At 58.9% G+C, this 22,952-nt stretch carries 42 protein-coding genes; 38 read left to right on the top strand and 4 right to left on the bottom strand.

The window, feature by feature from the left end; translation table 11 throughout:
• Positions 1-2 precede the first annotated feature (2 nt).
• From ACWCPQ_RS14550 to ACWCPQ_RS14535, 4 genes are all read right to left on the bottom strand, one after another.
• The gene (locus tag ACWCPQ_RS14550; protein ID WP_449898589.1) at positions 3-347 is read right to left on the bottom strand and encodes a phage tail fiber protein; all 345 of its coding nucleotides are present in this window, start codon (positions 345-347) and stop codon (positions 3-5) included.
• A gap of 8 nt (positions 348-355) precedes the next feature.
• Positions 356-685 (bottom strand): LtfC-like domain-containing protein, encoded by a 330-nt coding sequence (locus ACWCPQ_RS14545; protein WP_449898587.1) that lies wholly within the window; start codon positions 683-685, stop codon positions 356-358.
• Between the two features lie 103 nt (positions 686-788).
• On the bottom strand, positions 789-1,211 hold the full coding sequence (locus ACWCPQ_RS14540) for a phage terminase small subunit (protein WP_449898585.1): 423 nt from the start codon (positions 1,209-1,211) through the stop codon (positions 789-791).
• A 40-nt stretch (positions 1,212-1,251) separates the two neighbouring features.
• The gene (locus tag ACWCPQ_RS14535; RefSeq protein WP_449898583.1) at positions 1,252-1,545 is read right to left on the bottom strand and encodes an HNH endonuclease; all 294 of its coding nucleotides are present in this window, start codon (positions 1,543-1,545) and stop codon (positions 1,252-1,254) included.
• Between the two features lie 1,760 nt (positions 1,546-3,305).
• On the opposite strand from ACWCPQ_RS14535, the gene ACWCPQ_RS14530 reads away from it, so the two are divergent.
• From ACWCPQ_RS14530 to ACWCPQ_RS14345, 38 genes are all read left to right on the top strand, one after another.
• Entirely contained in the window at positions 3,306-3,722 is a 417-nt protein-coding gene (locus ACWCPQ_RS14530) for a hypothetical protein (RefSeq protein WP_449898581.1), read from the top strand.
• A gap of 70 nt (positions 3,723-3,792) precedes the next feature.
• Positions 3,793-4,035: a hypothetical protein gene (locus tag ACWCPQ_RS14525; protein WP_449898578.1), complete on the top strand. Its 243-nt coding sequence runs from the start codon at positions 3,793-3,795 to the stop codon at positions 4,033-4,035.
• Positions 4,036-4,398: 363 nt separating this feature from the next.
• Positions 4,399-4,689 (top strand): hypothetical protein, encoded by a 291-nt coding sequence (locus ACWCPQ_RS14520; RefSeq protein WP_449898576.1) that lies wholly within the window; start codon positions 4,399-4,401, stop codon positions 4,687-4,689.
• Positions 4,690-4,963: 274 nt separating this feature from the next.
• Positions 4,964-5,149, top strand: coding sequence for a hypothetical protein (locus ACWCPQ_RS14515; protein ID WP_449898573.1), 186 nt, complete (start codon positions 4,964-4,966; stop codon positions 5,147-5,149).
• Positions 5,150-5,165: 16 nt separating this feature from the next.
• A complete protein-coding gene (locus tag ACWCPQ_RS14510; protein WP_449898570.1) occupies positions 5,166-5,390 on the top strand; it encodes a hypothetical protein in 225 nt (74 codons plus the stop codon).
• A 78-nt stretch (positions 5,391-5,468) separates the two neighbouring features.
• On the top strand, positions 5,469-5,651 hold the full coding sequence (locus ACWCPQ_RS14505) for a hypothetical protein (RefSeq protein WP_449898569.1): 183 nt from the start codon (positions 5,469-5,471) through the stop codon (positions 5,649-5,651).
• Between the two features lie 548 nt (positions 5,652-6,199).
• Entirely contained in the window at positions 6,200-6,367 is a 168-nt protein-coding gene (locus ACWCPQ_RS14500; protein ID WP_449898568.1) for a hypothetical protein, read from the top strand.
• 289 nt (positions 6,368-6,656) lie between these two features.
• A complete protein-coding gene (locus ACWCPQ_RS14495; protein WP_449898565.1) occupies positions 6,657-6,950 on the top strand; it encodes a hypothetical protein in 294 nt (97 codons plus the stop codon).
• A 164-nt stretch (positions 6,951-7,114) separates the two neighbouring features.
• Positions 7,115-7,375, top strand: a complete 261-nt coding sequence (locus ACWCPQ_RS14490; RefSeq protein ID WP_449898562.1) for a hypothetical protein — start codon at positions 7,115-7,117, stop codon at positions 7,373-7,375.
• A 588-nt stretch (positions 7,376-7,963) separates the two neighbouring features.
• Positions 7,964-8,458, top strand: a complete 495-nt coding sequence (locus ACWCPQ_RS14485; protein WP_449898560.1) for an XRE family transcriptional regulator — start codon at positions 7,964-7,966, stop codon at positions 8,456-8,458.
• 69 nt (positions 8,459-8,527) lie between these two features.
• Positions 8,528-8,761, top strand: coding sequence for a hypothetical protein (locus ACWCPQ_RS14480; protein ID WP_449898558.1), 234 nt, complete (start codon positions 8,528-8,530; stop codon positions 8,759-8,761).
• Entirely contained in the window at positions 8,758-9,546 is a 789-nt protein-coding gene (locus ACWCPQ_RS14475) for a RecB family exonuclease (protein WP_449898556.1), read from the top strand. Before ACWCPQ_RS14480 ends, ACWCPQ_RS14475 begins: the two co-directional genes overlap by 4 nt.
• Positions 9,547-9,983: 437 nt before the next feature.
• Positions 9,984-10,226 carry a hypothetical protein gene (locus ACWCPQ_RS14470; protein ID WP_449898553.1) on the top strand — a complete coding sequence of 81 codons (243 nt, stop codon included), beginning with the start codon at positions 9,984-9,986 and terminating at the stop codon, positions 10,224-10,226.
• A gap of 414 nt (positions 10,227-10,640) precedes the next feature.
• Positions 10,641-10,934, top strand: coding sequence for a hypothetical protein (locus ACWCPQ_RS14465; RefSeq protein ID WP_449898552.1), 294 nt, complete (start codon positions 10,641-10,643; stop codon positions 10,932-10,934).
• Between the two features lie 159 nt (positions 10,935-11,093).
• Positions 11,094-11,972 carry an AAA family ATPase gene (locus ACWCPQ_RS14460; RefSeq protein WP_449898896.1) on the top strand — a complete coding sequence of 293 codons (879 nt, stop codon included), beginning with the start codon at positions 11,094-11,096 and terminating at the stop codon, positions 11,970-11,972.
• Positions 11,973-12,075: 103 nt separating this feature from the next.
• Positions 12,076-12,228, top strand: coding sequence for a hypothetical protein (locus ACWCPQ_RS14455; protein ID WP_449898550.1), 153 nt, complete (start codon positions 12,076-12,078; stop codon positions 12,226-12,228).
• Complete coding sequence (locus ACWCPQ_RS14450; RefSeq protein WP_449898548.1) at positions 12,225-12,392, top strand: hypothetical protein; 168 nt, start codon at positions 12,225-12,227, stop codon at positions 12,390-12,392. Before ACWCPQ_RS14455 ends, ACWCPQ_RS14450 begins: the two co-directional genes overlap by 4 nt.
• Positions 12,393-12,519: 127 nt before the next feature.
• Positions 12,520-13,026, top strand: a complete 507-nt coding sequence (locus tag ACWCPQ_RS14445; RefSeq protein ID WP_449898894.1) for an endonuclease VII domain-containing protein — start codon at positions 12,520-12,522, stop codon at positions 13,024-13,026.
• 85 nt (positions 13,027-13,111) lie between these two features.
• On the top strand, positions 13,112-13,297 hold the full coding sequence (locus ACWCPQ_RS14440) for a hypothetical protein (RefSeq protein WP_449898547.1): 186 nt from the start codon (positions 13,112-13,114) through the stop codon (positions 13,295-13,297).
• Positions 13,298-13,306: 9 nt separating this feature from the next.
• Complete coding sequence (locus ACWCPQ_RS14435; protein WP_449898545.1) at positions 13,307-13,567, top strand: hypothetical protein; 261 nt, start codon at positions 13,307-13,309, stop codon at positions 13,565-13,567.
• Positions 13,549-14,145, top strand: a complete 597-nt coding sequence (locus ACWCPQ_RS14430; protein ID WP_449898542.1) for a hypothetical protein — start codon at positions 13,549-13,551, stop codon at positions 14,143-14,145. The genes ACWCPQ_RS14435 and ACWCPQ_RS14430 overlap by 19 nt, the downstream gene beginning before the upstream one ends.
• A 318-nt stretch (positions 14,146-14,463) precedes the next feature.
• On the top strand, positions 14,464-14,859 hold the full coding sequence (locus tag ACWCPQ_RS14425; protein ID WP_449898539.1) for a CHC2 zinc finger domain-containing protein: 396 nt from the start codon (positions 14,464-14,466) through the stop codon (positions 14,857-14,859).
• Entirely contained in the window at positions 14,780-15,343 is a 564-nt protein-coding gene (locus tag ACWCPQ_RS14420) for a toprim domain-containing protein (protein WP_449898892.1), read from the top strand. Before ACWCPQ_RS14425 ends, ACWCPQ_RS14420 begins: the two co-directional genes overlap by 80 nt.
• Positions 15,340-15,648 (top strand): glutaredoxin family protein, encoded by a 309-nt coding sequence (locus ACWCPQ_RS14415; RefSeq protein WP_449898536.1) that lies wholly within the window; start codon positions 15,340-15,342, stop codon positions 15,646-15,648. Before ACWCPQ_RS14420 ends, ACWCPQ_RS14415 begins: the two co-directional genes overlap by 4 nt.
• Positions 15,649-15,830: 182 nt before the next feature.
• A complete protein-coding gene (locus tag ACWCPQ_RS14410; protein WP_449898534.1) occupies positions 15,831-16,451 on the top strand; it encodes a dATP/dGTP diphosphohydrolase domain-containing protein in 621 nt (206 codons plus the stop codon).
• Complete coding sequence (locus ACWCPQ_RS14405; RefSeq protein ID WP_449898531.1) at positions 16,448-16,807, top strand: hypothetical protein; 360 nt, start codon at positions 16,448-16,450, stop codon at positions 16,805-16,807. The genes ACWCPQ_RS14410 and ACWCPQ_RS14405 overlap by 4 nt, the downstream gene beginning before the upstream one ends.
• 8 nt (positions 16,808-16,815) lie before the next feature.
• The gene (locus ACWCPQ_RS14400; RefSeq protein WP_449898529.1) at positions 16,816-17,580 is read left to right on the top strand and encodes a metallophosphoesterase; all 765 of its coding nucleotides are present in this window, start codon (positions 16,816-16,818) and stop codon (positions 17,578-17,580) included.
• Positions 17,581-17,583: 3 nt separating this feature from the next.
• Positions 17,584-18,180: a hypothetical protein gene (locus ACWCPQ_RS14395; protein ID WP_449898526.1), complete on the top strand. Its 597-nt coding sequence runs from the start codon at positions 17,584-17,586 to the stop codon at positions 18,178-18,180.
• On the top strand, positions 18,177-18,338 hold the full coding sequence (locus tag ACWCPQ_RS14390; protein WP_449898525.1) for a hypothetical protein: 162 nt from the start codon (positions 18,177-18,179) through the stop codon (positions 18,336-18,338). Before ACWCPQ_RS14395 ends, ACWCPQ_RS14390 begins: the two co-directional genes overlap by 4 nt.
• The gene (locus ACWCPQ_RS14385) at positions 18,338-18,529 is read left to right on the top strand and encodes a hypothetical protein (RefSeq protein ID WP_449898522.1); all 192 of its coding nucleotides are present in this window, start codon (positions 18,338-18,340) and stop codon (positions 18,527-18,529) included. Before ACWCPQ_RS14390 ends, ACWCPQ_RS14385 begins: the two co-directional genes overlap by 1 nt.
• Entirely contained in the window at positions 18,526-18,822 is a 297-nt protein-coding gene (locus ACWCPQ_RS14380; protein WP_449898519.1) for a hypothetical protein, read from the top strand. Before ACWCPQ_RS14385 ends, ACWCPQ_RS14380 begins: the two co-directional genes overlap by 4 nt.
• Complete coding sequence (gene nrdJ / locus ACWCPQ_RS14375; protein WP_449898516.1) at positions 18,819-20,846, top strand: ribonucleoside-triphosphate reductase, adenosylcobalamin-dependent; 2,028 nt, start codon at positions 18,819-18,821, stop codon at positions 20,844-20,846. The genes ACWCPQ_RS14380 and nrdJ overlap by 4 nt, the downstream gene beginning before the upstream one ends.
• Before the next feature lie 55 nt (positions 20,847-20,901).
• Positions 20,902-21,441: a hypothetical protein gene (locus ACWCPQ_RS14370; RefSeq protein WP_449898513.1), complete on the top strand. Its 540-nt coding sequence runs from the start codon at positions 20,902-20,904 to the stop codon at positions 21,439-21,441.
• A gap of 34 nt (positions 21,442-21,475) precedes the next feature.
• Complete coding sequence (locus ACWCPQ_RS14365) at positions 21,476-21,808, top strand: DUF7574 domain-containing protein (RefSeq protein ID WP_449898511.1); 333 nt, start codon at positions 21,476-21,478, stop codon at positions 21,806-21,808.
• A 73-nt stretch (positions 21,809-21,881) separates the two neighbouring features.
• Positions 21,882-22,313, top strand: a complete 432-nt coding sequence (locus ACWCPQ_RS14360; RefSeq protein WP_449898509.1) for a DUF7448 domain-containing protein — start codon at positions 21,882-21,884, stop codon at positions 22,311-22,313.
• Positions 22,310-22,492, top strand: a complete 183-nt coding sequence (locus ACWCPQ_RS14355) for a hypothetical protein (RefSeq protein WP_449898507.1) — start codon at positions 22,310-22,312, stop codon at positions 22,490-22,492. The genes ACWCPQ_RS14360 and ACWCPQ_RS14355 overlap by 4 nt, the downstream gene beginning before the upstream one ends.
• Positions 22,485-22,739: a helix-turn-helix domain-containing protein gene (locus tag ACWCPQ_RS14350; protein ID WP_449898505.1), complete on the top strand. Its 255-nt coding sequence runs from the start codon at positions 22,485-22,487 to the stop codon at positions 22,737-22,739. Before ACWCPQ_RS14355 ends, ACWCPQ_RS14350 begins: the two co-directional genes overlap by 8 nt.
• Positions 22,740-22,748: 9 nt before the next feature.
• Positions 22,749-22,952, top strand: a complete 204-nt coding sequence (locus ACWCPQ_RS14345; RefSeq protein ID WP_449898504.1) for a hypothetical protein — start codon at positions 22,749-22,751, stop codon at positions 22,950-22,952.

Below are 22,952 nucleotides of genomic sequence, written 5' to 3'. Positions count from 1 at the left end.
CCTTACGTGACGGTGTGCTTCGGGGTGACGCGGAGCTTGCCGGCGGTGACAGTGAACGAGATGTCCGCGGAATCGACCCAGTCACGAACGGTGCCGTCGTTGTTCAGGTACGCGACGTGAGTAACCGTGGTTCCGGAGGGGACGTCGAACTCCAGCTCTGCGGCTGTGATGGTGCCGGCGGAGGCCGAACCCCACGACGGGGTCTTTCGGGCGTAGGAACCACCGGTGACTTCGTTGGCGATGGTGCCCGAGGTTCCCGGGCTTCCGGTGCACAGTGCGATTGAAACGGCTTTGGTGCCGAAGTAGGTCGCCTGATCGTTCCGGGTGGCAGTGATTTGGTATGCCATCGGTGTCCTTACTGGATTCGGCGGACTTCGCCGACGTACCAGCACTGGTCAAGAGTCGGGGTGTCCGGATAAACGACGTAGAGCCGGTAGTGGGCTTTGTCGGGGATCTCGTCGGCGTCCTCGGATTCGACCCGGAACTCGATCGCGTCGGAATCGACTAGGACCGCACTCCATTCGGCTATCGAGGTCAGGGTGTTCTTCTGGCCCTTGGGGTACAGCGCGATATACGCCGTGGTGCCGTCTGGGATCGTCTCGCCGACCGCGGGTCGGTAACGGTGTACGAAGTCCGCCCCAAGCGTCAGGGTCAGTGATTCGCGGATCGGCTCATCGCCCGCCATGGGTTATTCCTTCGGGGAGTAGTGACAGCCGGCCGGGGGAGCTGGTAGCGGAAGCTCGACCCCGGCCGACCTAGCCCGCGGGTCGATACCCACAGGCGTTCCCTCATCCCTGCTGGGCGAGCCTCCGGGCGAACATCTCGGCGACGTCGATGACGTCTCCGGCTGCCTGGTTTCGCTCGACTTCCAGCCGCACGCGACGCCGAGCGCCCTCGCTCAGGAGCAGATCGGTGAACATCGAATTCACCGTGGCGAGCATCTGCCCGTTGGGGCGGGCCGAACGCAGAAGCTTGTCCAGGAAGAACAAAGCCGTCCGGGCGTATTGCCAATCGCTGGGCTCGTAGAACTGGGACTGAGCCGACTGGGATAAGGAGTCGTAAAGGTCTTTGACCAGTGGATGCGGGTTCTTGAACCCGAGATCCGGTACTTCTACCGGTCCGATCGCTTCGATTTTCTCGATCGGGACTTCGTCTTTGTTCCGGCGGATGCGTTCGTCGGATCGTTTCGGGACTGGCCCTCTGGTGCCCACCTGGTTCCCTCCTGGGGTGTGATGACGGGCTCCTGGCCCGTTACAAACTCCCGGGGTGTCGTTCAGTGGGTCGTTTCCTCCGAGAGCGGATTTCCGCTTGCCGGGCGTTGCCCTCGGCGGAGGATTTACGTGCATGGCAGCGTTGGCACGCTGCCTGAAGATTCTCGATGGAGTGGTTATCCCCTCGGCGGATGTGATCCGCCTCCGTAGCGGTGCCCAAGCACCGATTCCAGCGGAGTTGGCAAACGTAGTCGTCCCTCCGGAGCACCTGGCTCCGTCGAGACGCCCAGTCGGCGGGGAGTCGAGACCTTCGGTTGGATGAGGTCCAACCCATTGGACCTCCAGCGGGGTGAGTAAGACGACCGAAGGGAGTCTTACGAACTAATCTCTTATATCTAATAGAGCCCCTTAGGGGGCTCTTTAACTAGTATCTAATAGAGCCTCTTGAAGAGGCTCTTAGTAAGTAATTAGTATCTAGCGTTCGGTCGTCACTTCGTTCCTCCCTCACTTATATATACGAGTCCTCAAACCTCGAATCTGTCCGCTGAGGCCCTAGATGTGACGTAGCTCACTCAATATTCCCCAAATATCCCAGGATGTGAGACGATTCGGGGTCCGGCGAGGGTCGCCGGCTGACTCTGGAGGGGTACGCGTTGGAAGCCGTGTCGATGGAGCATCGGCAGCATGTTCTGATGCTTGCTTTGGCTACCGAGACCGCTCAGGGCGGTCGTGTCGTGGCTCAGGATCAGACCTCTGCGGTAATCGTTCGGGTGGAGCCGATCAACCACGTGCTCCACGCGGTGTTGTCGTTGCTCACGTGTGGTGTGTGGCTCCTGGTGTGGTTCTTCCTGAACGCCCGCCGCAGGGTTCACCGGTATCAGGTGACCGTCGATCAAGTCGGGGCTGTGCGGCATTCTCCCGCTCCCGTAGTCTCTCAGTACCCAGCAGCCTAGAAAGTCGCTCTCCGTGGATTCTAGAGGGTGTTTTGATGGGTTATATGTCAAGTAGGGGATCGAGTGGACCTCAGAACCCGTACAGGACCCCTCAACCGCATAACCCCCCGATCTTCGTAGGCGGGGGAGGGGGATACCCCCCTGGGGGTACCCGCTAGGCTACCCTCCGGTAGCCTACTCGTCGGTAACCTACTCATGCGTCAACCATCCGTTGTGGATCGATCCGGCCTCCAGGCCGGCAACCCAGAGGCGGCCCCTACCTAGCCCGTGTGCCCTGCTCGTGTGCACCTGGCTCACATACCCCTCTGCCTACGCACGTACCCAGTGCCGGCCTACCCCCAGTGCCCTCTGTGCGCGTACCTCTACTCACCCACACCCCAGGCACCCCTAGCCCTGTGTGTGCCCCGTGCGTGGACACCAGGCCACCGCAACAACCGTGCAGCTCAGACCCCGAATCCGAATCCGTACTTGACATACAACGCTACGCCCCGTAGTGTTCTCGGTGTCAGGCAAGCAACACACCGGACACGGAAGCCAGCTAGATCGGCTTCACCGCAGTACTTGACATCTAACGCACCGACGGGTTAGGGTCAGTGGACCCCGAGAGCGCAAGTTCAAGGGCCCGCCAGCCTCACGGCTGGCAGACAACTTCAGAGCGGGACGAGTTCCGGATCGGGAACCCTTAAGCGCATAGGGTGCGAGAGCTAGCAGCAACACTACGATCCTACGGAAACTTGACATATAACGTCCCGCAAGCTAGAGTTGACCTCAGCAATACGGACCGGGCTTAGCGCCCGGACCGACAACTAGATAACCAGGCAGCAAGATTCAGGCGAGTCGCGAAGCAAGTAGCCTCTATGACCCTGATACACATTCCCGGAGACGGGGGCCAGCCTGGAAATACAGGAGCAAGCCAGGATACCTACCGGGTGAGCGCATGACTTGTCTGCGTAACCCTGGGCGACGGAACGGGCTAGGGGTCGCACGAGGAGTCTCTAGCGTAGGCAACGTAACTTGCTCCGCGTGACTTTGATGGTGACTCATGCGAGTCGCCACCCTGGAACAGGATGATCGCCGGCGTATGCCAGTGGTCTGCCTGTTCTTTGGGTGGAAACTTGACATATAACGAGGAGATGATGCAATGAGCGATATGGTTGAGATCCGTTTCACGGGCTGTAACGGCGAATACGAGGGTTCAGAGTTCGTCAGCGTGGCTGAAGCTAATCGCCTGATTCAGGGTTTGGACGAGCAGGGTTACAACCGCACCAGCGGGAGTGGGTCCGTAGTATTCACCAGTGAATACGGGTCGTCTACAGAGTTTCGATTCCCTGTAATGATCACACTGGCTAAGGCTTCGGACCTGGTACAAGCACCCGAGGTAATCGGGTGCCGTGACGAAGATCAAGCCATCACCCAGCTTCGGAACGCTTTGAGCCGGGTTTACGCCGAGTATTGGCGGCTGACGGGTGCACAAGGGTTGGCGCAAGGAATGGTCAAGTCCCTGTATGGAAATGACCTGGAGTCGCTGCAAGTAGCTTTCCGCGAGCTCGGTCGCTGAGCTGAATCGTTGGTCTGGTGCAAGGCGTGAGCCTTGCTCCGGGCGATCTATTCAGACAAGAAAAGGAGTCATGATGCGACGTATAGGTATCAGTCTGTTGATCGCCCTGGCCGCGATCACCCCGGCTACCGCCTACGCGACCCAAGAATGGCGTTTCGAGGCACCGAAGACGACGTGCTACGAAGACGATCCGTGCTGGCGTGTGTGGATGGGTAACGGTCAAGCCGGACCCGAGGCACCGCTGTATATGCACCTGCCGGAGGGGGAAGCGTTCGATCGTCTCGCCCCGCTGTTCGGGTACGTCCAGGACTGAGCGAGTAGCTTGCCCGGGACAGAGTCCTAGACTCTGTCCGAGGGTTGGACACTCGACAACAGGAGACAACACATGACTGTAACGAACAGTTACGACGTAACCACAATTGATGGAGTGGTGGACCAAGTAATAGCCCGTAACGAGGATGAAGCTATCGCGCTCTGGCGTGATCGCTGGGACGAAGCGGACGGCCCGATGCCAGAGATCTTCTTGGTAAAGCAGTCCAGCAGGTAGGTTTCAGTCGTTGCATTAGGCATCGGCTAACGCGAATCAGCAAAGCTGTTCGCTCCGAGCGGTCTACCGACCGCGTTGGTTGGTGCCTTTTGTTGTCTCTGAAACTTGACATATAACCATGGAGGGATCATGAGTAAGCACGAGCTGACCATGGATCAGCTGGAAGGTCTCCGGCGGAAGATCGCTACGCCGGTGTATTACCTGTGTCACGAATGCGCGTGTGACGTCATCAACGCAGATGCGTCCGGGCGAGATTTCTACGACTTGGAGCCCGAGGAACACGCCTCGCGTGACGCCGCGATCGAAGCCATGGGCATCGTCGTCTGTGTAGATACCCGGCACGTTGGAGTTTTCGATTGCTTCGTGTGCGACACCCACGCTTACTGCGACGCTAACGTTTTCGAGGCGGTAGAGGCATGAAAGTCTGTGCGCATATCACATACGGCCCGTTCAACAACGGACACGAGCGTTTCGGCTCGGTATCTGAAGCGTTGGCGTACTTCCGTGACGTTGCCGGCGAAGACTTCGGCACGGGTACGGAAGGCCATTACGAAGACGGGTACTGGGTCGCAGCGCAAGGGATGATGCTGTACCCGGGGTGCGATGACTGCACGGGAGATATGAATTTCCACGATTACCCGATGAGTGCGTTCGAAGTAGGTCCACGCGGAGGTATCCGGAAGGTTTACGTGTGATGAGCCAAGAAGATCTGGCCTGGGTGCGGGAACACATGGCAGAGAACCCGTTCGAACCCATGGTGGCACTGGTCGGTACTCGGATGTACGACCACGGGGTTGCCGCAATCGTATGGCTGAGGCATTACCCGGATACGTCGGCAGAGACCGAATTCGGCGTTGATCGACTGATTCCCCTGGTGTGAATGACGGAGGTAAGACATGAACCAGGTAGAAGCTATTTTCGGCATGGTGCGGGCGGTATTCCCGGGCGAAGGTTTGGAGCGTCCGAGCGAGGAAGAATGGTCGCGGGCTGAAGCTATCGTAGGTCATCCGCTGGAACGGTTTTGGCCGAAGGAATCAAGGATTGTTTGGGCGGCACCTTCGTGGCGTAACCGTGCGTTTATGCGTACTCGGGTGAAACGGCATCTAGTGAAGAACCTCTGAGTAATCCGCTGTTGGGGCTGGTGCCCGGACGTGAGTCCGGACGCCGGCCGGAGCAACCGATTCCGAGAAAGGCAAGAGATGAGTACAACCAACGTATACACAAACGGGTACGACTCGGCAGAGGTTTCGGTCGATACCTACAGCGAGGCGCCGGGGGAGGTCTACGTAACGCTTTCGGACGGATCGAAAACCGTAACAGGCGTGTTCCCCATCAGCGAATTCGCACGGATGATCACCAAGTTCACAGGGGTAAAGGCATGAGCGGCGAGCACATGCTCATCCGGTCGGACCCGGAACTGCCCGGGTTCGGCATCGTCGAACCACGGACCTACGACACGATCGGTCGTGTGTGGTGGGAGGATCACAAGCTTCGAGTGATCTTGTTCGGATCGGTCGGCTCAATCGACATCGAGGGTCCGCACAAGCTCCAGAACGCGCACCACTGGTTGTGGGACCGGGGTCGGGAACTCAGCAACGACCACGGGTTCATCCTGTCCGGGTACATCATCGCGTGTGAGCAGCAGGAGCCGAAGCCGTGCCGCACGTGCCAAGCGCCCGTAGGAAGTCACTACGCCACGTGCCCGGATGGGTACAGGTCCCCGATTCTCGACACCACCCGGCGGTGAAGGCATGAGTCAGTTCCCGAACGGGTTCAGTCTCGGTGACCACCTGGACGAGCGTATAGAGGGCGCTGAGTACTGGGAGGGTCGTCTCGAACGCCAAGAGGACTGGGAGATTTGGACCCAAGACGCTGCCGCGTTCCAGTGGGCTAGCCGAGGGTACGGGGTTGAGCGGATGGACGCCCGGTTGTGGCGGCGATGGACGGGGAAGAAGCAATGACACCCTATGAGATCCTGCGTGCGGCGGACTTGTCTGGTATCAGCCTCCGGACCGAAGACATCATCGAGCATGATGGAGAACTGACCATCGACGGTATGCCGGCCGAGGAATGGCTCGCAGCCATGACCATGGACTGAGGTGTGATGCCGATACCAACGCCGAAAACGGCAGCGGAGGCACGAAACCTCCGCAAGGTCGCTGTTCAAGTGAACATCGCGGCAGACCACTTCGAGAGGTACGGGGATAATCCGTATATCGTGCGTGATCTTCGCGACCTCTACCACAGCCTGTGGGACGCGGGTTCCATCAACGGATGGGGGCCGATCGGGGACGCAGCGTACTGAGTAACAGCCCTGGCGCTTCGGGCGTACGACCGTCGTAGGTCACCAGGGCACGACAAGGTTTCGTCGATACCAAGGGGAAGACATGATCGAACACAGATCCGAACAGGACGTCAGTGGGACGCTGTACCGGGCGTATACGTACACCGTGCAGGACCGCAAAGTTGTCGGTACACCAGTGCCCTTCGAGGGGACCACCGAACACTGCTGGTCACTGTCGAGGATCTCGGAGGCGTTCGCTGATGTACCAGCCGGGACCAGGATCTACCTGCAACCGGTGCTCACCGAGGCGAACTACGGGGAACACGGTGGACCCGTCTGGGGTGTGACCCCGATCGGCGGAAAGAACCGTTTCAGCCCCACCCGCGACGCGGGGTAACCGCACGACACAACCACACACGAAGGCCCGGGTACGCGGACGCTAGTCCGCTCGGGCGAACGCCTCTGGCGATTCGCCGACACCACCCGGGCTTTTTCTATGCACGCAGCCGGAAGGCTGCTCAGAGCGAACGCCTCCGGCGATTCGCGTACCAAGGAGGCATCATGACGGAGGTTTCATTGCTGGAGGAGACGACCGAGTTCATCAAGTCCCGGAACGGGACTGTGTTCGGCGCCTTGGTACAGCAGTACTCGAACGGTGTGACGTACATCAGTACGGCGCTCAAGCCGGGGTTCCCCTCGGCGCATCGGGATCACGCCCGAGGCATCGGTCTGAAAACCAAGGTGTTCGGTGATTTCAAGATGACGAACGCTCAAGGTATCCGGGTCGTGTTGTCCGGCTGGTCGACCGAGGCAGTCCAGTGAAGGTATGGAACGTCGTGTTGTTCGTGCACGCGTTGATCGTGCTGGCCGGCGCGGCGTTCGCGCTCGTGTTCAAGATGACGTTGGTCCTGCTCGCAGCGTGTTCAGGATCACCCCGGCTGGTGCAACGCGCGTGGAGGCTTCGTGTAATAGACGAGGTGCATCGTGCGATGGAGGTTTAACCGGTTCAACCGCAGAACCTCGGACGCATACGAGGTCGTGGTCAAGGTGGGTGACACCTACACCAAGACGCTGAGGGCTGAGTCGTTTGATGATGCGGCACAACGGGTTACCCGCCAGTTAGGTTGCAGCATCCGGTGTGTCACCTCGGTTCGAAGGGTTGCCTAACTATCGCTGAAGTGCAAAGTCGCAGGTCAGAGTGGGTAGCCAATCGTAAACGATCTTTTACCGGAATGTTATCCTTCTTTTTGCTAACAACCGGTTGGTTACCTGAGATTATATGTGCACCAGACCACAAGGTACGAAGTCACACTATAGCTTCACCCACGGGAGGGCACTTGACACACAACGTACGGGCGCTTAGGTTCGTCGCGTCCCAAAAATCGAATACAGGTCGGGAGAGACCAAGCCATGGGCAGAAAACCGAAGGTTACATACTCAGAGGTCGTAGCCCTTAGTCGACAGGGGTACAACCAGTCTGAGATTGCTGAGATGAAAGGGGTTTCACGCCAGTACATTTCAGAACTGAAATTCAAATACGGGGGTGACTATTCCGAGCGCGACAAAGTCCTCCGGGAACATTTCCCGTTCGAGGTACCAGTACCGATGACGTATTGCTCTCCGTACCAGCGATTACGCGACCACGGAGAGTATTTCGCCACAAACGGTGAAGGTATGGAAGAGTACAAGCTCCAAAGGCTTCGCTGGTTTTATTCAAGCCTTCGGGACAAAGTTGTAGAGTTCGACCCGAGTATCCCCGCTGACCCTGGCGTTTGCAACAAGGGTGGATGGGCGTACCGGGAGCGGTTGCCTTCGGATGGCAGACTGCTGATCCGCGTAAACGAATTCACGAATCTTACCGATGAGGGAAAGATCATATGGAGGTTCCCCAAGAAGGAGCCCTGAAAGGCAGTCAAGGTGACTGGTATAGCCGCGGCCGTACAAGAGAGTTGCTACCAATATTGCAGCCCGTGCATGCTTTACGTGACAACGGCGTCACTCCTGAAAGGTTTGCATGTTCTCGTTTATCGCTCGATCCATGTCGAGGACGATGACGACTTGTACCGATCGGTGGTTGACCTGGTGGGTGGAGCAGTTCCGTTGATACGCGCGATTATTCCGGACAAACGGATGATGGGCGGTGCCGGCGAACTCTCCACCTATTTTTTGGATGCGGAGGAGGGGCCTGAAGCTGTGGAGGCAGCATGATCGATACACGGCGACACCTGAGTGTGTCGCAGTACAACCAATACAAACGATGCCCGTACTCGTACAAACTGTCTCGCATCGATAAGGTATGGCAACGCCCTGCGGCCTGGTTGGCGCAGGGCTCGGCTGTGCATAAGGCAGTGGAAGAAACCGAGCTTCATGACCTACCACTCGAAGCCGCGGAAGACGTGTTCCGCGAGTCGTACTCGGACGAGGTCGGCAAGTACACCGAGGCCACGCCGAACTTCAACTACTGGTCGCGGTCTGGACCCTACGCCGGCGAAGCGGACATCGAGCGCCGGTACGGGCTCGGTCTCGAACAGGTCGGGAGGTATTTCAGCTGGCGCGAGAAGCACCCTGAAGACGTGATCTGGATCGCTGAGGATGGAACCCCAGGGATCGAGATCGGGTTCGATATCGATCTGGACGGAGTCCGTATCCGAGGGTTCATCGACCAGGTTCTGAAAGGTACGGCCGAGAACGAAGCCATCCCCCGAGACATCAAGTCCGGCAACAAGCCGGGCGACGAGTTCCAGCTAGCCACCTACGGCGCCGCACTGCGGAAGCAGTGGGGGGTAGAGGTTTCCCGCGGTGATTACTGGATGGGTCGGACCGGCAAGCCAACGCTTCAGTACGACCTCACGGAGTGGCCCACCGAACGGGTCGCCGAGGAGTTTCACACGCTCGCACAGGCTCTCGACGATGCAGACTTCGAACCGGACCCGGAGCCTAGTCGCTGCCGGTTCTGTGACGTTTCATATCATTGTGCCTTTCGAGCTGGGTGAAACATGACATATAACGTGAGACGAAAGAACATATGTCGGGTCGAGGGTTGTCAGCGTACGAACTACGGGACCATATGTTCAATGCACCGTGAGCGGCTTCGCGCTACCGGGTCCGTGGGTACGGTCGAAGCTCGGCATGAGCTTCCGGCCAATCACTATCGATCGGCGCACGCACGTGTGGAGCGTCGCCGCGGGAAGGCATCACAGTTCCCCTGCGTGGACTGCGACCAACCCGCCCGTGAGTGGTCATACCGGGGTGGGGCGGACAATGAGCAGTATGAGTACCTGAACGCCAACACGCCCTGGCGTGAGGGTGAGATCGCGTTCTCATCCAACCCAGATGATTACGACCCGCGGTGCAAGCCGTGTCACATCAAGTACGACCAGCGTCAAGCATCATGACCAATACTTGACATATAACGATGAATGGAGGAGGCATGACTCCGACTGTTTATGCGGTGAAGCTACGAACCTTCGGTGGTGAGGCTCTGGAAGCTATAGCCATCGTCGAAGACGACGGGTCGCTGACGATAGTCACTGACGATAACCCCGGTTTCTGGAGCGCGCATGTAACCGGCGCGTACTCGCACTTCCAACGCACATCCGACATGGGTATTGAGCATCACTACACCGACTCCATGGGTCGGAAGCGGGTTATGACCAGCTGGTATAGGAGATGAGTATGAATCCCAGAGCTATCCGGAATTACTGGGAGGCGACGCTCGACTGTGGATGCCGGGTCTCGCTGGACTGCGAACACTCATACGGAGAAGATCTCGTGGCCGGTGGCCGAGTTATCTCAGCGTGCTCTAGCCATGGGTTCGGGAGTCGAGTCATGGAGTTCATCGACCGGGAGAAGGAATGAGTTATCTACCTCTGACAGTGACGATTAAGCCGACCACACAAGAGGAATGGACTATGGCGCTTCGTCACGCGCGTGTCGGCACGGTCGTATCCGATCGTGACGGAGACATATGGCGGAAGCGGTACACGCACATCGAAGGCGGGAACAGCTGGAAACGCGATAACGGCGGTTGGGCGACGGCGGCCGAGGTGGCGGTGTACGCGCCATTGTTCGAGTACAAGGGGGATTGATGAACGGGTTCATGGAAGACGGGATGGACCCGATCCTTGATGCTCCGGATCACTCGGGCACCGGGCCGGACCCGGACGACCCGATCCTCCGCTCGGACATCTGCGCTTACGAGGTCCATGGGGTTATCCGGATGATCCGCGCCGGCTGGCCCGGCCAGGTCGTGATCAAAGACCTTGGTATGTCCCGGTCGGATCTGGAGCAGGTACTCGACCTGTGCTATCGCGAGGAGCAACTCGCTATCCAGCAGAAGCGGCCGATCTGGGCCGCGATGATTCGGAAGGAGCAGGTGTAGTGCCTGAATATTCTGTCAACTTTACGCAAACCGCAGGCACAACCGTTCAAGTCGAAGCCGAAACGCCCGATGAGGCTATCGAGTTCGCGTACGAAGAGGTTCCGTACGGGCTGTGCCACCAGTGCACTGGTTCGCGCGGTCGACCGGGGGTTGAACTCGATGGAGACTGGGAGCCGCACTCGGTGTACGACACAGACTACAACCTGGTCTGGGCCGAGAAGGAGGTGTGACACGTATACGCCGCTTCAGAGTATCCATATCCGCGGCCAGGCCGGCGAGCCGTTACCCACGGTCTGGCAAGCGCTGGAACAGAAACAGATCCGGTTCCTGCGTGGGCAGCTCTGCCTAGTCTGCGCCGGCCCGGGTACCGGTAAATCCGCGGTGATCCTGACCTACGCGATGCGGTCGAAGGTTCCGACGCTGTACTTCTCGGCTGACTCGGATTCGTACACACAAGCGCATCGGATGCTCTCGATAGCCAAAGGCATCCCGCTGCATGAGTCTGCGGAGATCGTTCGTTCCGGGGACCTGGGAGCGTACACCGACGTGTACACACAGATCCCGATCCGGTTCAATTACATCTCTTCACCCGGGCTCGGAGATATCGAGCGTCTGATCGAGGCATACGACGCCGTGTACGGGGTGTACCCGGAGCTGATCGTTATCGACAACGTCACCAACATCGTTGGTGCCGGTGGAGACGACGACAAGTCGGCCGCGGCTCAGGATGCGTTGATGGACTACTGCCACGACATGTCCCGAGGGACTTCAGCGTCGGTGGTGGCTCTGCATCATGTGACCGGTACCTACAACGACGGGAACAAACCGATCCCGTTGTCCGGGGTGAAGAACCAGATCACTCGCGTCCCAGAGCTGGTGCTCTCGATGTACCGGGACCGGGCCGAGTTCGGTCCCGACACGCTGCACGTCGCCGCGGTAAAGAACCGGTTCGGCAAGCCGGACCCGTCCGGGATGGACACCGCGGAACTCGAATGGATCGGTGAAACCATGCAGATCCGGGATTTCGCTTACGCGTGAAACTTGACATATAACGAGGAGATATGGAGCCAGGAGAGTACTGCGACGACTGTCGCGAATACGTCATGTTCGACGGCGAATGCTGGTGCAACCAGGAGGAAGAATGAGTGTAGATCTACTGCATTACCTCGGTTTCGACCGGACCGAGATTGAAGTGATTAAAGCCGCTGCGGATGCGGAAGGAGAATCGGTTGACGGGTTCGCTTTCGAAGCGATGATCGAGCGGGCTTCCCGGATTACGGGGGAGCCGCTGTGACCGAGTTTCGTCGCTGGCTGGCCGGAGTCTTCGGGGCTCTGGCTGACCGGTTGTACCCGCCGTATCCGCTGAGGGTTCGTACCGGGAACATCGTCATCAGGGTTGACGGTCCACCGGACCTCGCGAAGGTCCGGCAGGTCAACAAGCTCCTGGAGCTGCGATGACCGAAGAAGAATTCGTGACTCGATACGCGACGGTTAGCGCCGAACTCGCTACGGCGTACCAGGATCGGGACGCGGTTCTGGAGCGGGTCGAGGATGCAGAGGGGTCTTACCGGGCGCTTCAGTGGGAATGGGTCAAGTCCCGTCCAGGTATGCCATACCCCCACCCACCGCGGTGACCCGGCCGGCGAAGCCGTGCATCGACTGTGTAGCCGAAGGCATCAAGACCCGGAGGCCGATAGCGACAACCAAAGCCGGGCGCCCGGTTCCCGGGCCTCGGTGCGCTACGCATCATCGGGCGCGTCGGAACAAGCGGCGTAACTACTCACACGAGAAACACATCGGCGAAACCTACGGAATCACCGCCGCAGAGTACGCGGCGATCTACGAAGCCCAAGGTGGTAAATGCGCTATCTGTCGCAGAGCCACAGGCGTCCGTAAACGCCTCTCGGTGGACCACTGTCATGCGACGGGCAGGGTTCGTGGACTTTGTTGTGGGTCGTGCAATCGAGACGTCCTAGGGCATCTCAGGGACGACGTAGAAGCGCTTCAACGCGCTATCGATTATCTGAAATTCCCACCCGCTTTCCTGGTTATCGGTGAGCGGGTCGTACCTAATCACTCGGAGGGCGAATGACCCAGAAAAAGAAACACCCGAAGCCGCGGAAGAACATCCGGAACACCGAGCGCCCGAACGGCAAGGCATGGAAGAAGGGAACCAAATGACCCCCGAAGAGTTCGGTCTCGAACCGGGCCGGTACGTCGATGTCTGGACAATCGGCGGAACCCGGTTCGAATGCGTGAAAGTGGAAGACCTGGACCGCGGATCATCCGTCCGTTTCTCGGACGAGGGTTATCCCCTGATCATCAAGACATCCGCGATTGTCGCGGTTTCGTACGTCTACTAAGGAGAAGCCGTGACTAACGCATACCTCCGAGATACTCGGGAGAGTAGCTGGTTCTGTTCGATCGGTGAACTCGGAAGCCCTCTTAAAGAGGGCACAATGGGGTTCCGGTTGATCATGGATGCACAAAAAGAGGAGACACTCGGACTCCTCTACGCAACCCTTCATCAGGGTTTTAACCGTGCGGGCTTTTACCGGATCGACTCGTTCGAAATCCGCAAATGCGAATGCGGAGACAAATTCATGAAGGTTACGTGGAAGGAAATGGTCTGAGAATGGCTGAGAACACAACCAGTATCACGGTCAAGGTCGATATCGACCTCGGAGGCTTCAAAGACAAGATCCAGGAAGCGGTTCACGAAGCGTTGACGACTGCGCTTCAGTTGCTGGCGATCCAGCCGGCGGATATCACAGTGTCTCCGATCGTGGAGGCTGAGACCCTGGCGGTAGGTGATCGGGTGAAGGTCATCGGGAACCTGCGGTACGCGGACTCTCCGGCTGATATGGACACCCTCAACTGGTGGTTCGCGCGTGGGGACACCGGCAGAATCGACCATATTCGTGAGGGCGGTGACGCTATGGTCATCTTCGACAAAAACCAGGAGTTCCCGGGCATCATTGCCCTGACCTCGCTCGGGCGCATCACCGCGGAGCCGGCCGCTCGGATTGACTCCCTCGCAGACGCGGACCGTACCCGGAAGTACACCGACCGGGTTGGCGATACCTGGCGGTACGGGCACAGCGACGGGTCCACAGGTTGGTACTGGACGGACTCTGATGAGATCACCGGATACGGCCGAGAAAGCGACGAGGCCGACTACTGGGGTCCGTTCGAGCTGGTGGCGGAATGATCGACTACGACGAGCTTGACGAGCGTATCCGCAAGATCGTTCGCGAGGAGCTGCGGGGCACGGTCTCCGGATCGGTTGTTAGTTCTTTGCTGGACGCGGATACGACTCAGGTGTATCGGGACCGGAGCGGAGATGTGTGGTCGTACCGAGGTGACTCGTGGGGATGGGTTAGCCCGGAGTCGTATACCGGGGTTTGGCACCAGGTGAGTTACACCCGGGATGGCTGGGACTCCGAGGGGCCTTTCCAGGTGGTTCAGCAGTGACTGAAGACGACCTCTACGACCTCGCGTACGGACCGGTCAACCCTCGGGGGCTGGAATGGATCAAGAACCCCTGATCGTCTCGGTTATCCACCGGTTCCATCCGGATTGGAAGCCGCCCAGGGACAACCACCGCGACTGGATCGCGTGTCTGTGCCCGTTCCATGGTGAACGGAACTCGTCTGCGTCGGTGTCGTACACGCTGAACGGGTTCAAGTGCCACGGCTGCGGCTACAAAGCCGACGCCATCGCGATTCTGATGAAGGAAGGAGGAATGACGTTTGCAGAGGCTCAGCGAATCGCGGAGACAGGAGCTGTGGGAAGCGGCGGGGCGGTACGCCCGGAGCCTGCCAGGAAGCCCAGCCGCCGAGTATTTGGACAGTCGGGGTCTACCACCAGCGGAGGTGGTCAGGTTCGGCCTGGGGTTCGTGGAAGATCCACTCCCTGGTCATGAACTCTTCCGTGGATGGCTCGCGATTCCGTATCTGAGACCACCACCGACCGGGGGTACACCACGGTCTGCGGTGTCGATCCGGTTCAGGTGCATCCAGGATCACGAACACCGAGGCCACGGTAAGTACCTGTTCGAGAACGGCGATACGCCGAGGATGTACAACACTCCGTCGCTGCTGGTTCCGTCAGCGTTCGTCGGCATCACCGAGGGTGAACTCGACGCGGTCACCGCGGAACTCTGCGGTATCCCGACCGTAGGAATCCCCGGAACCAAGAACTGGAAGCCGGCGTACCGAGAAGCGTTTCTCGGGTACCGGGAAGTGTTCGTGTTCGCGGACGGAGACGAACCCGGGCTCGGGTTCGCTACTGAGGTAGTCGGCTCGCTGAGTAACGCCAAGCTGATTCCGATGCCGTCCGGGCTCGATGTCAATTCGTTTGTGCAGCAGGAGGGCCGTGAAGCCCTCCGAGAGAAGGTGGGACTTTGATCTGTATCTACACCCAGCCGTCGTGTGGCCCATGCGGTCAGGTGAAGCGGCTGTTCGAAGACTCGTGGCTGGTTGAGCGAGTCGATTACGAGATCATCGACGTCTCAGAGAATCATGAGGCAGCCGAGTTCGTGAAAGACCAGCTTGGGTTCCGTTCGGTTCCGGTGGTCTACGCACCGGACTATGACCTGGTGATCCACGAGTTCCGTGAAGGTCTCCTGCTCCAGCTCATCAACGATGTGGAGCTGGACAAGTCTCTCGACGAGTTCGCCGCGGAAACCGATGATGGATACTGGCTACACTAAAACTTGACATATAACGCGAATCGAGGGAATATGAGTGTAGGGGAGAGTGTGTGAGCACCTGTTTCCCGTGTATGGACGGGAACCATTTCAAGTGCCAACGGCCTGTTGATGACGACTGCGTCTGTTGGTACAGGCATTCCGACAATCTCAATAGAACTATCCTGGCAGAACGAGGACCCCGAGTGACAGAAGAAACGCGGGTGGTTTCGTCCACCGGTGGTGAGAAGGGTCAGAAGCTCGCCCGGTACGGCCTGATCCCGGCCGGCGCTCTGCGTCGGGTCGCGGAGCTGTACGGCAAAGGCGCCCAGAAGTACTCGGATCACAACTGGCGCCGCGGGTACGACTGGTCGTTGTCGTTCGACGCGATGCTGCGCCACGCATGGGCGTTCTGGGACGGAGAGGACTTCGACGAAGATCCTCAGATTCCTCTGGGCGAAGACGGCGAGCGTTCGCCGCATCTGGCGGCGGTTGTGTTTCATGCTCTGGCGCTGCTGACGTTCATGGAGGAGCACCCTGAGTTCGATGATCGACGCACCGCGGACGAAGCGGAGAAGCGTCGGAAGTATGACCTGATCCTCGGCTCGGAGTCCAAGAAGGCCCGTGAACCGCGGGTCTGGGATCGGATTCAGAACGTACCTGACCGGGTTGTCGCAGAGGGGGAGCAGGCACCTAATAGCCGGTTCAGGCAACGCAACGGGGTTGTACAGCTCTGGATGGGTTCTTGGTGGGAAGACGCCATGAACGGCGGCGACTGGATCAACGACTACGCACCATTCACCGAAGTAATCGAGGAGAGCGAATGACAATCACTGATCAAACACTCGTGGCTGAGGTTCGCCGGCTGGCTGCCGAGAACCCGAATTTTGTGTATCAGAAGCCGGAGGGTTCGATCTTCTGTGTCTACGTAGAGCAGGACTCGGACGGGAACAAGGTTGGTTCCTGCATCCTGGGACAGGCGATGATCAACCTTGGCGTACCCGCTGAGAAGCTGGTCGGTTCCGGAGGGTTCGCCGGGCTCGCCTTGGATCTGCTCGATATGGAGATCTCGGAAAAGGTTCGGTGGTGGGCCGTCGCGGTCCAGGGTAAACAGGACAAAGAGATTCCTTGGGGACGCGCGGTAGAGATCGCGGACGAAGAAGAACCGTTGGTGGCCGCTTGAGTAGGCGCGTGGTCGTCGTCTCGGATACCCAGATCCCTTACGACGACCGGAAAGCGCTGAAGGCTGTAGTCAAGTTCATCGGGGACTACAAGCCGGACGAGGTTATCCATATCGGTGACCTGATGGACTACCCGACTCCGTCCCGGTGGAACAAGGGCACCGCGGACGAGTTCTCCCGAGAGGTCAAATCCGATGGCGAACAAGCGAAGCGCCGGTTCCTGGGTCCGCTCCGCGAGGTGTACGACGGTCCGATCGGAGTCCACGAAGGTAACCACGACCTCCGGCCGCGGGAGTACCTGACCAAGTACGCCCCGGCTCTGGCTGAGTTCTCGGACTCGCTCCATTTCGAGAAGCTTCTCGACTTCGACGGGTTCGGTATCGAGCTGCTCCCGGAGTTCTACGACGTGGCGCCAGGCTGGATCACGACCCACGGCCACCGCGGCGGTATCGGCCTCTCGCGGATCGCGGGGAACACCGCGCTCAACGCGGCGAAGAAGATGCTGAAGTCCGTGGTCATGGGGCATACCCACCGGCTCGGTATCGGGTCTCAGACCTACGGCGTAGCCGGCGATAAGAAGAACGAGGTCATCGTCACTGGGATGGAGGTGGGAAACCTGATGAATATGAAGCTGGCGACGTACCTCAAAGGCGGTACGGCGAACTGGCAGCAAGGTTTCGGGATGCTCTCGATCGATGGGCAGCACGTCAAACCGGAGATCGTCCCGATCACGAGGGGGCGTTTCTCGGTTGACGGCCGGGTTTGGGAGGTCTGAAACTTGACATATAACGCTATCGGCGAGTCGATCACACGAGCCGCGGGATCGGTGGTTCTTCAGTGGCCGGATGTCATCTCCCAAGACGACCTGGAATCCGAGCTGTGGACCTGGGTTCTGGCTCGGGCCTCGGTCAAGGACAAGTTGTCCGAGTCCGATTCCCGGGAGCGGCACAAGCTCCTGGTCCGGCACGGGCACATCCTCGCTTCTGAGGCTCGTGAGAAGAACCTCCGGTTCGCCGCAGAGTTCGAGTACTCGATCGATGACGCTCGGGCGGTTCTCACCGGCGTCGACCGCCGGCACGAGTCGCTGGATGACCTGACAGAGGCGATGGATCTGCTCCGGGGGAAGAACCTGGCTCAGGCGGACAAGATCGCCAAGAAGTACGGATACGGCGAGCCAATGGGCTCGGACGCTGAGCGGAAGATGCTCCGGCGTGCGGAGGAGTCGTTGACGACTCTGATGAACCAGATCGCCCGGGAGAAGCTCTCCCGATTCTCGGAGACCCCTGGAAAGACCCTCGGCGGTGGGCCGGGGTCTCGGCAAGCGGTTTCGAATCAAGCGGCTCAGATGAGCCTTAATCGACAGGACGCTAAGTGAACAACATCATGGATTCGACTTTCAACGGCATGGGCGCGAGCGAGTATTACCGGTCGCTCGTGTTCCCGGAGCTGTTTCCGGGACAGCCGAAACCGCGGCTGGAGCACTGGTCCGACGAGGACAAAGAGGCCTATTGCGGGATCTACGGGGGTAACTGATGTTCGAGAAGATCAATCGTGGTGGATACGTGAAATGGACTCTGTTCTTCACGTTTCTGGCGCTGAAGCTGTTCGGGGAAATTGACTGGTCTTGGTGGTGGATCACCGCCCCGCTGTGGGGTGATCTGGTTCTCGCGATCTTCTTCTACGGCCTCGCCGGACTGATCAATCACTTGACGGGGGATAAATGACTGAAATCGAGCAGTTGAAACAGCTCCTCAAAGAGGACTGGCGGGAGGTCACCTGGGGCGCCAATGCCGGGTTCGTGACAGTCGCGGAGGTCGACGGCGACGAAGGCCGCTGGTACCGGCATGTCGAGGTGATCACCCGCGGCCCGTCCGGCCAGCACTATCGATGGGAGTACGAGCAGGGTCTGACCGAGTATCAGGACTCCACCGGACCGGGCGAATACGGAGACCCCAATGTCACGCCGGTCCGCAAGGTCACTCGGATGGTCGAGGAAACCGTGTGGGAGGTCGAGTGACAGAGGTCAACTTTGGCCCCACAGGCAAGCTGGTCTTCGAACGCACGTATAGCCGAGTGAAGCCGGATGGCTCTCGCGAAACCTGGCCGGAAACAGTCGAACGAGTCGTAGACGGAAACTTGGCTCTCGTCGATTCTCGGTACCAGCTCCCGGGCGAGCGTGAAGCGCTCATCCACCGGATGACGTTGTTCGAAATCCTCCCCGCCGGCCGTCATCTCTGGGCCTGTGGTGTCAAAGGCGCCCAGCACCTGATGAACTGCTGGGTCTCCGGTTGGGATGGTGATATCTGGGACCACTTCGAGTTCACGTTTATGCGGCTGATGGAAGGCGGGGGAGTAGGCGCCAATTACTCCAACCGATTCCTCCAGGGCTTCCCACAGATTCAGCATTTTCTCAAGGTTGAAATCGTTTGTGATCCAGGTCACCAGGACTATCAAGCGATGGAAGATGCCGGAGTGCTTTCCCACAAATACACATCGGAGTGGGATGGCGCTTTTGCCATTGAGGATTCCCGAGAAGGCTGGGCCGCAGCACTAGTGGATCTGATCCAGACGTACTACCGACCGGAGGTTAAGAACTTCCATCGGGTATACGACGTGAGTCGGGTTCGTCCGGCCGGATCGAGATTGAAGACGTTCGGCGGTACGGCTTCCGGACCTCTGCCCCTGGCTCGGATGCTGCACTATGTCAATGATGTCCTTGATGCCGCTCGTCTGAACAAGGGTTCGAAGCTCAACGGACTCGATGCCATGGAGATCGACCACGCTATTGCCCAGTGCGTGGTAGCCGGTGGTGTCCGGCGCTCTGCGCGTATGGCGATGATGCACTGGGATGACGATCAGATCTTCGACTTCATCAACATCAAGCAGTCGAGCGGATCGCACTGGACCACGAACATCTCCGTGGAAGTGGATGAAGAGTTCTGGAGCGAGGTTGAACAGCGCGGAGGCCACGCCACCGCGGTTCTGAAAGCAATCTCAGTGGGCATGGTTCGGAACGGCGAGCCGGGATTCTGGGACTCGTCGTTGTCGAATGTCGGAGAACCGAACAGGGTTGATTGTACCAACCCTTGTTCCGAGATAACCCTCGAACAATGGGAACCGTGCAACCTGGGGCACGTCAACCTGGCTGCGTTCGTGAACTCGGAAGGCGAGACCGACTGGGACGGGATCACTCAGGCGCACCGGCTGATGACCAGGTTCCTGATCCGGGCTACGTTCGCCGGGGTCTCTGATCCGAAGTCACGGGAAGTGCTCGACCGAAACCGCCGGATCGGCGTAGGGCATCTCGGAGTAGCGAGTTACCTCGCGCTTCAGGGGATTCGGTACTCGGAGGCTATCGATGGGGACCTTCCTATCGACCTGGACATCTGGAAAAGCGAAGTTCAGTATGCGGCTGCTGGCTATTGTCACCAGCTCCGTATCCCGGTGCCGGTGAAGATGACTACGGTTGCACCAACCGGGACTATCGCCAAGATGCCCGGGGTGAGTGAGGGGATTCACCCGATCTTCGCTCCGTACTTCATCCGCCGGATTAGGTTCTCTACAGTCGATCCGGACCAGGTCAAAACCCTGGAGCAGTTCCGGGCGGATGGGTACCACGTAGAGGATTCTCTCACTGAGGCGAATACTTCGGTCGTGTCCATCGCCACCAAAGACACTCTGCTCCAGCAAGTGTCGGATATCTACGGTCCAGAGTCCGCGGAGCGGATCGTCCAGGGCGCCGGAGATCTGAGTCTTCGGACTCAGCTCGGGTTCCAGGCGATGTATCAGGAGCGCTGGGCGGATAACGCGGTGTCCTACACCGTGAATATCCATCCGGATGAATACACCCCAGAGGAAGTAGCCGAGGCTCTGAAAGAGTTCGGCGGCCGGCTCAAAGGATCGACGCTGTTCCCGGAGAAGTCGTTTCTCCAGGCACCATACGAACGGCTCTCGAAAGAAGAATACGACGCGGCTTTCGCCAAAGCCGTATCCGATGGAGTCGATGAAGACTGCTCGAACGGCTCGTGTCCGATCAGGTGACGGTAGCTCACCCGAATCCAGCTACCACACGTATCAACCTCTTGGAGGAAACTAAATGACTGAAAACCCCTTCGAAACCGCGGCCGACGAAGCCCAGACCGAGGCTCCTGCTGATCCGACACCTGAGCCCACCAAGGAAGCTCCGAAGCCCCGGCGTACCGCGGTGAAGAAGACCGCGGCCGTAGAAGAATCCGGTGAGGGTAAGGTGACCGTCACCCTGAAGGGTGGCTCCGGTCACGGTGCTCCGTGGATCGTGATCCATGCCGCAGATGTCCAGGACGCGTACGACCAGTTCGAGGGTGATAACGCTACGCTGCTGGCTCAGCTCATGACCAAGGTCGCCAACGCGGGTAAGCACTTCGCCGGCCTGAGTCCGGCCGCTCCGGCTCAGGACCAGCGCTCGGGCGGTGGGCAGCAGCGCTCCGGTGGTGGCGCTCCTGCGGGTGCCACCCAGGCTCCGAACGGTGAGAAGCGGTTCTGCGCTCACGGTGAGATGGAGTTCAAGTCCGGGGTCTCCCAGAAGGGCAACGCGTACAAGCTGTTCTCGTGCACCGCTCCTCGTAACGAGCAGTGCGACGCCCAGTACCTGAAGTGACGTCTTAAACTTGACATATAACTAAGGAGTAAGCGTGAACGACCCGTATTACACCCCTGAGAAGTACGGCCTGCGGATCGTCGGAGATGTTGACTTCTCCTCGGGCTGTTACGAGTTCGATCTCACGGTTGTCTGGCAGGACGTAGCCACGGGGGATCTGTACTACGCAGACGACGCCGGTTGCTCGTGCCCGTCGCCGTTCGAGGCCCACGGACGGGATGATCTGACTCTGGTTAAACACCCGAAAGAGCTTCTTGATCACCTGACCGAACGCACGAACGAGGTCGGGAGCTACGGGAACGACAACGCGGCGGATGACGTAGCCGCGCTTCTCTCCAAGGTTCAGGACGCTCGCCGGGTGTCTTGACTCCTGAAACCTGACATATAACGCCGAGGGGCCGGATTCGTCCGGCCCCTTTGTCATCTCTGGAAAGGAAATTATGACCAACCCATACCCTGCTGAAGTTCTTGACGAGGAGTACGAGGATTGCGGCGTCATGCCGGAGAACGTTGAAACCCTTGGCGATCACGTCATCGGGCACAAAATCGTCTCTGCGGAAAAGCTCCCTGCTCCGAAGCGGGGTTACGGATACCACAGCGATACCGACCTGGTACTGACCCTGGACAACGGTGACCGGGTTCGCATTGTGGATACCGATGACTGCTGCGCATACACGGAGCTTAAGTCGTTCTTGTTTCATCCGGAGAAGGTCGATCACGTGATCACCGGTGTAGGGACCACTGAGGGCTACACCAAATGGCATATATACGCGGACTTCGGGGATGTTTTGGAGCTGTCGGTTGGCTGGTCCTGCGGTAACCCATTCTATTACGCCTACGGCTTTGACATCTTGGTTGAGGGGGCTGAATGAAAGAAGTAACCATCGTCTTGCAAGACGGTGAGCCGCACTCGTTCTCGGGAGTCGATGTAGTTCTCGACAAGTCCGAAGACGCCTTGTTCGTCTTCGAATCTGACGGATGCTCCGTCACTTTCTACTGGCCGTTCGTGGCTTATTTCGCCCAGTTTCCGATGGAGGACAAAAATGATTGATACCGGCGAATTACTCGCGTCTCTGACGCAGATCTCCGAACTCGTCGAGGAAAACGAGCGGCTCCGCCAGGAGAACCAGCAGCTCAAGTCCAAGCCGAGTAATCAGAAGAAACTCTCCCCGAAAGAGGTTGCCGAGATCCGGCGCCTGTACCGGACTGCCCGGTCTTCGTATCGGGAGCTGGCGGGGATCTACGACGTTCATCCAGCGACTATCGGCCGGATCATCCAGCGCGTTTACCACAAGTAAGGAGTCTGCATGGACGAGTACCTGGACAGAGTGATTCGAAACTTCCCAAAGGGTCTGGAAGCAGAAGCGGCAGCGGCCGGGTTTGCCGCCGCGATTCTTGAATTGGCGGCTGACGGGGAGCTTCCGTGGGTGATTCGGAATCTGATCGACCGGGCGGAGGAATACAGCATGAGGTACGTCGAACACCTCATGGCGGATCTTTTCAAGGAGTAA

The organism is Nocardia sp. NPDC001965, assembly GCF_053594175.1.
This window is presented reverse-complemented; position numbering and strand designations above follow the sequence as displayed.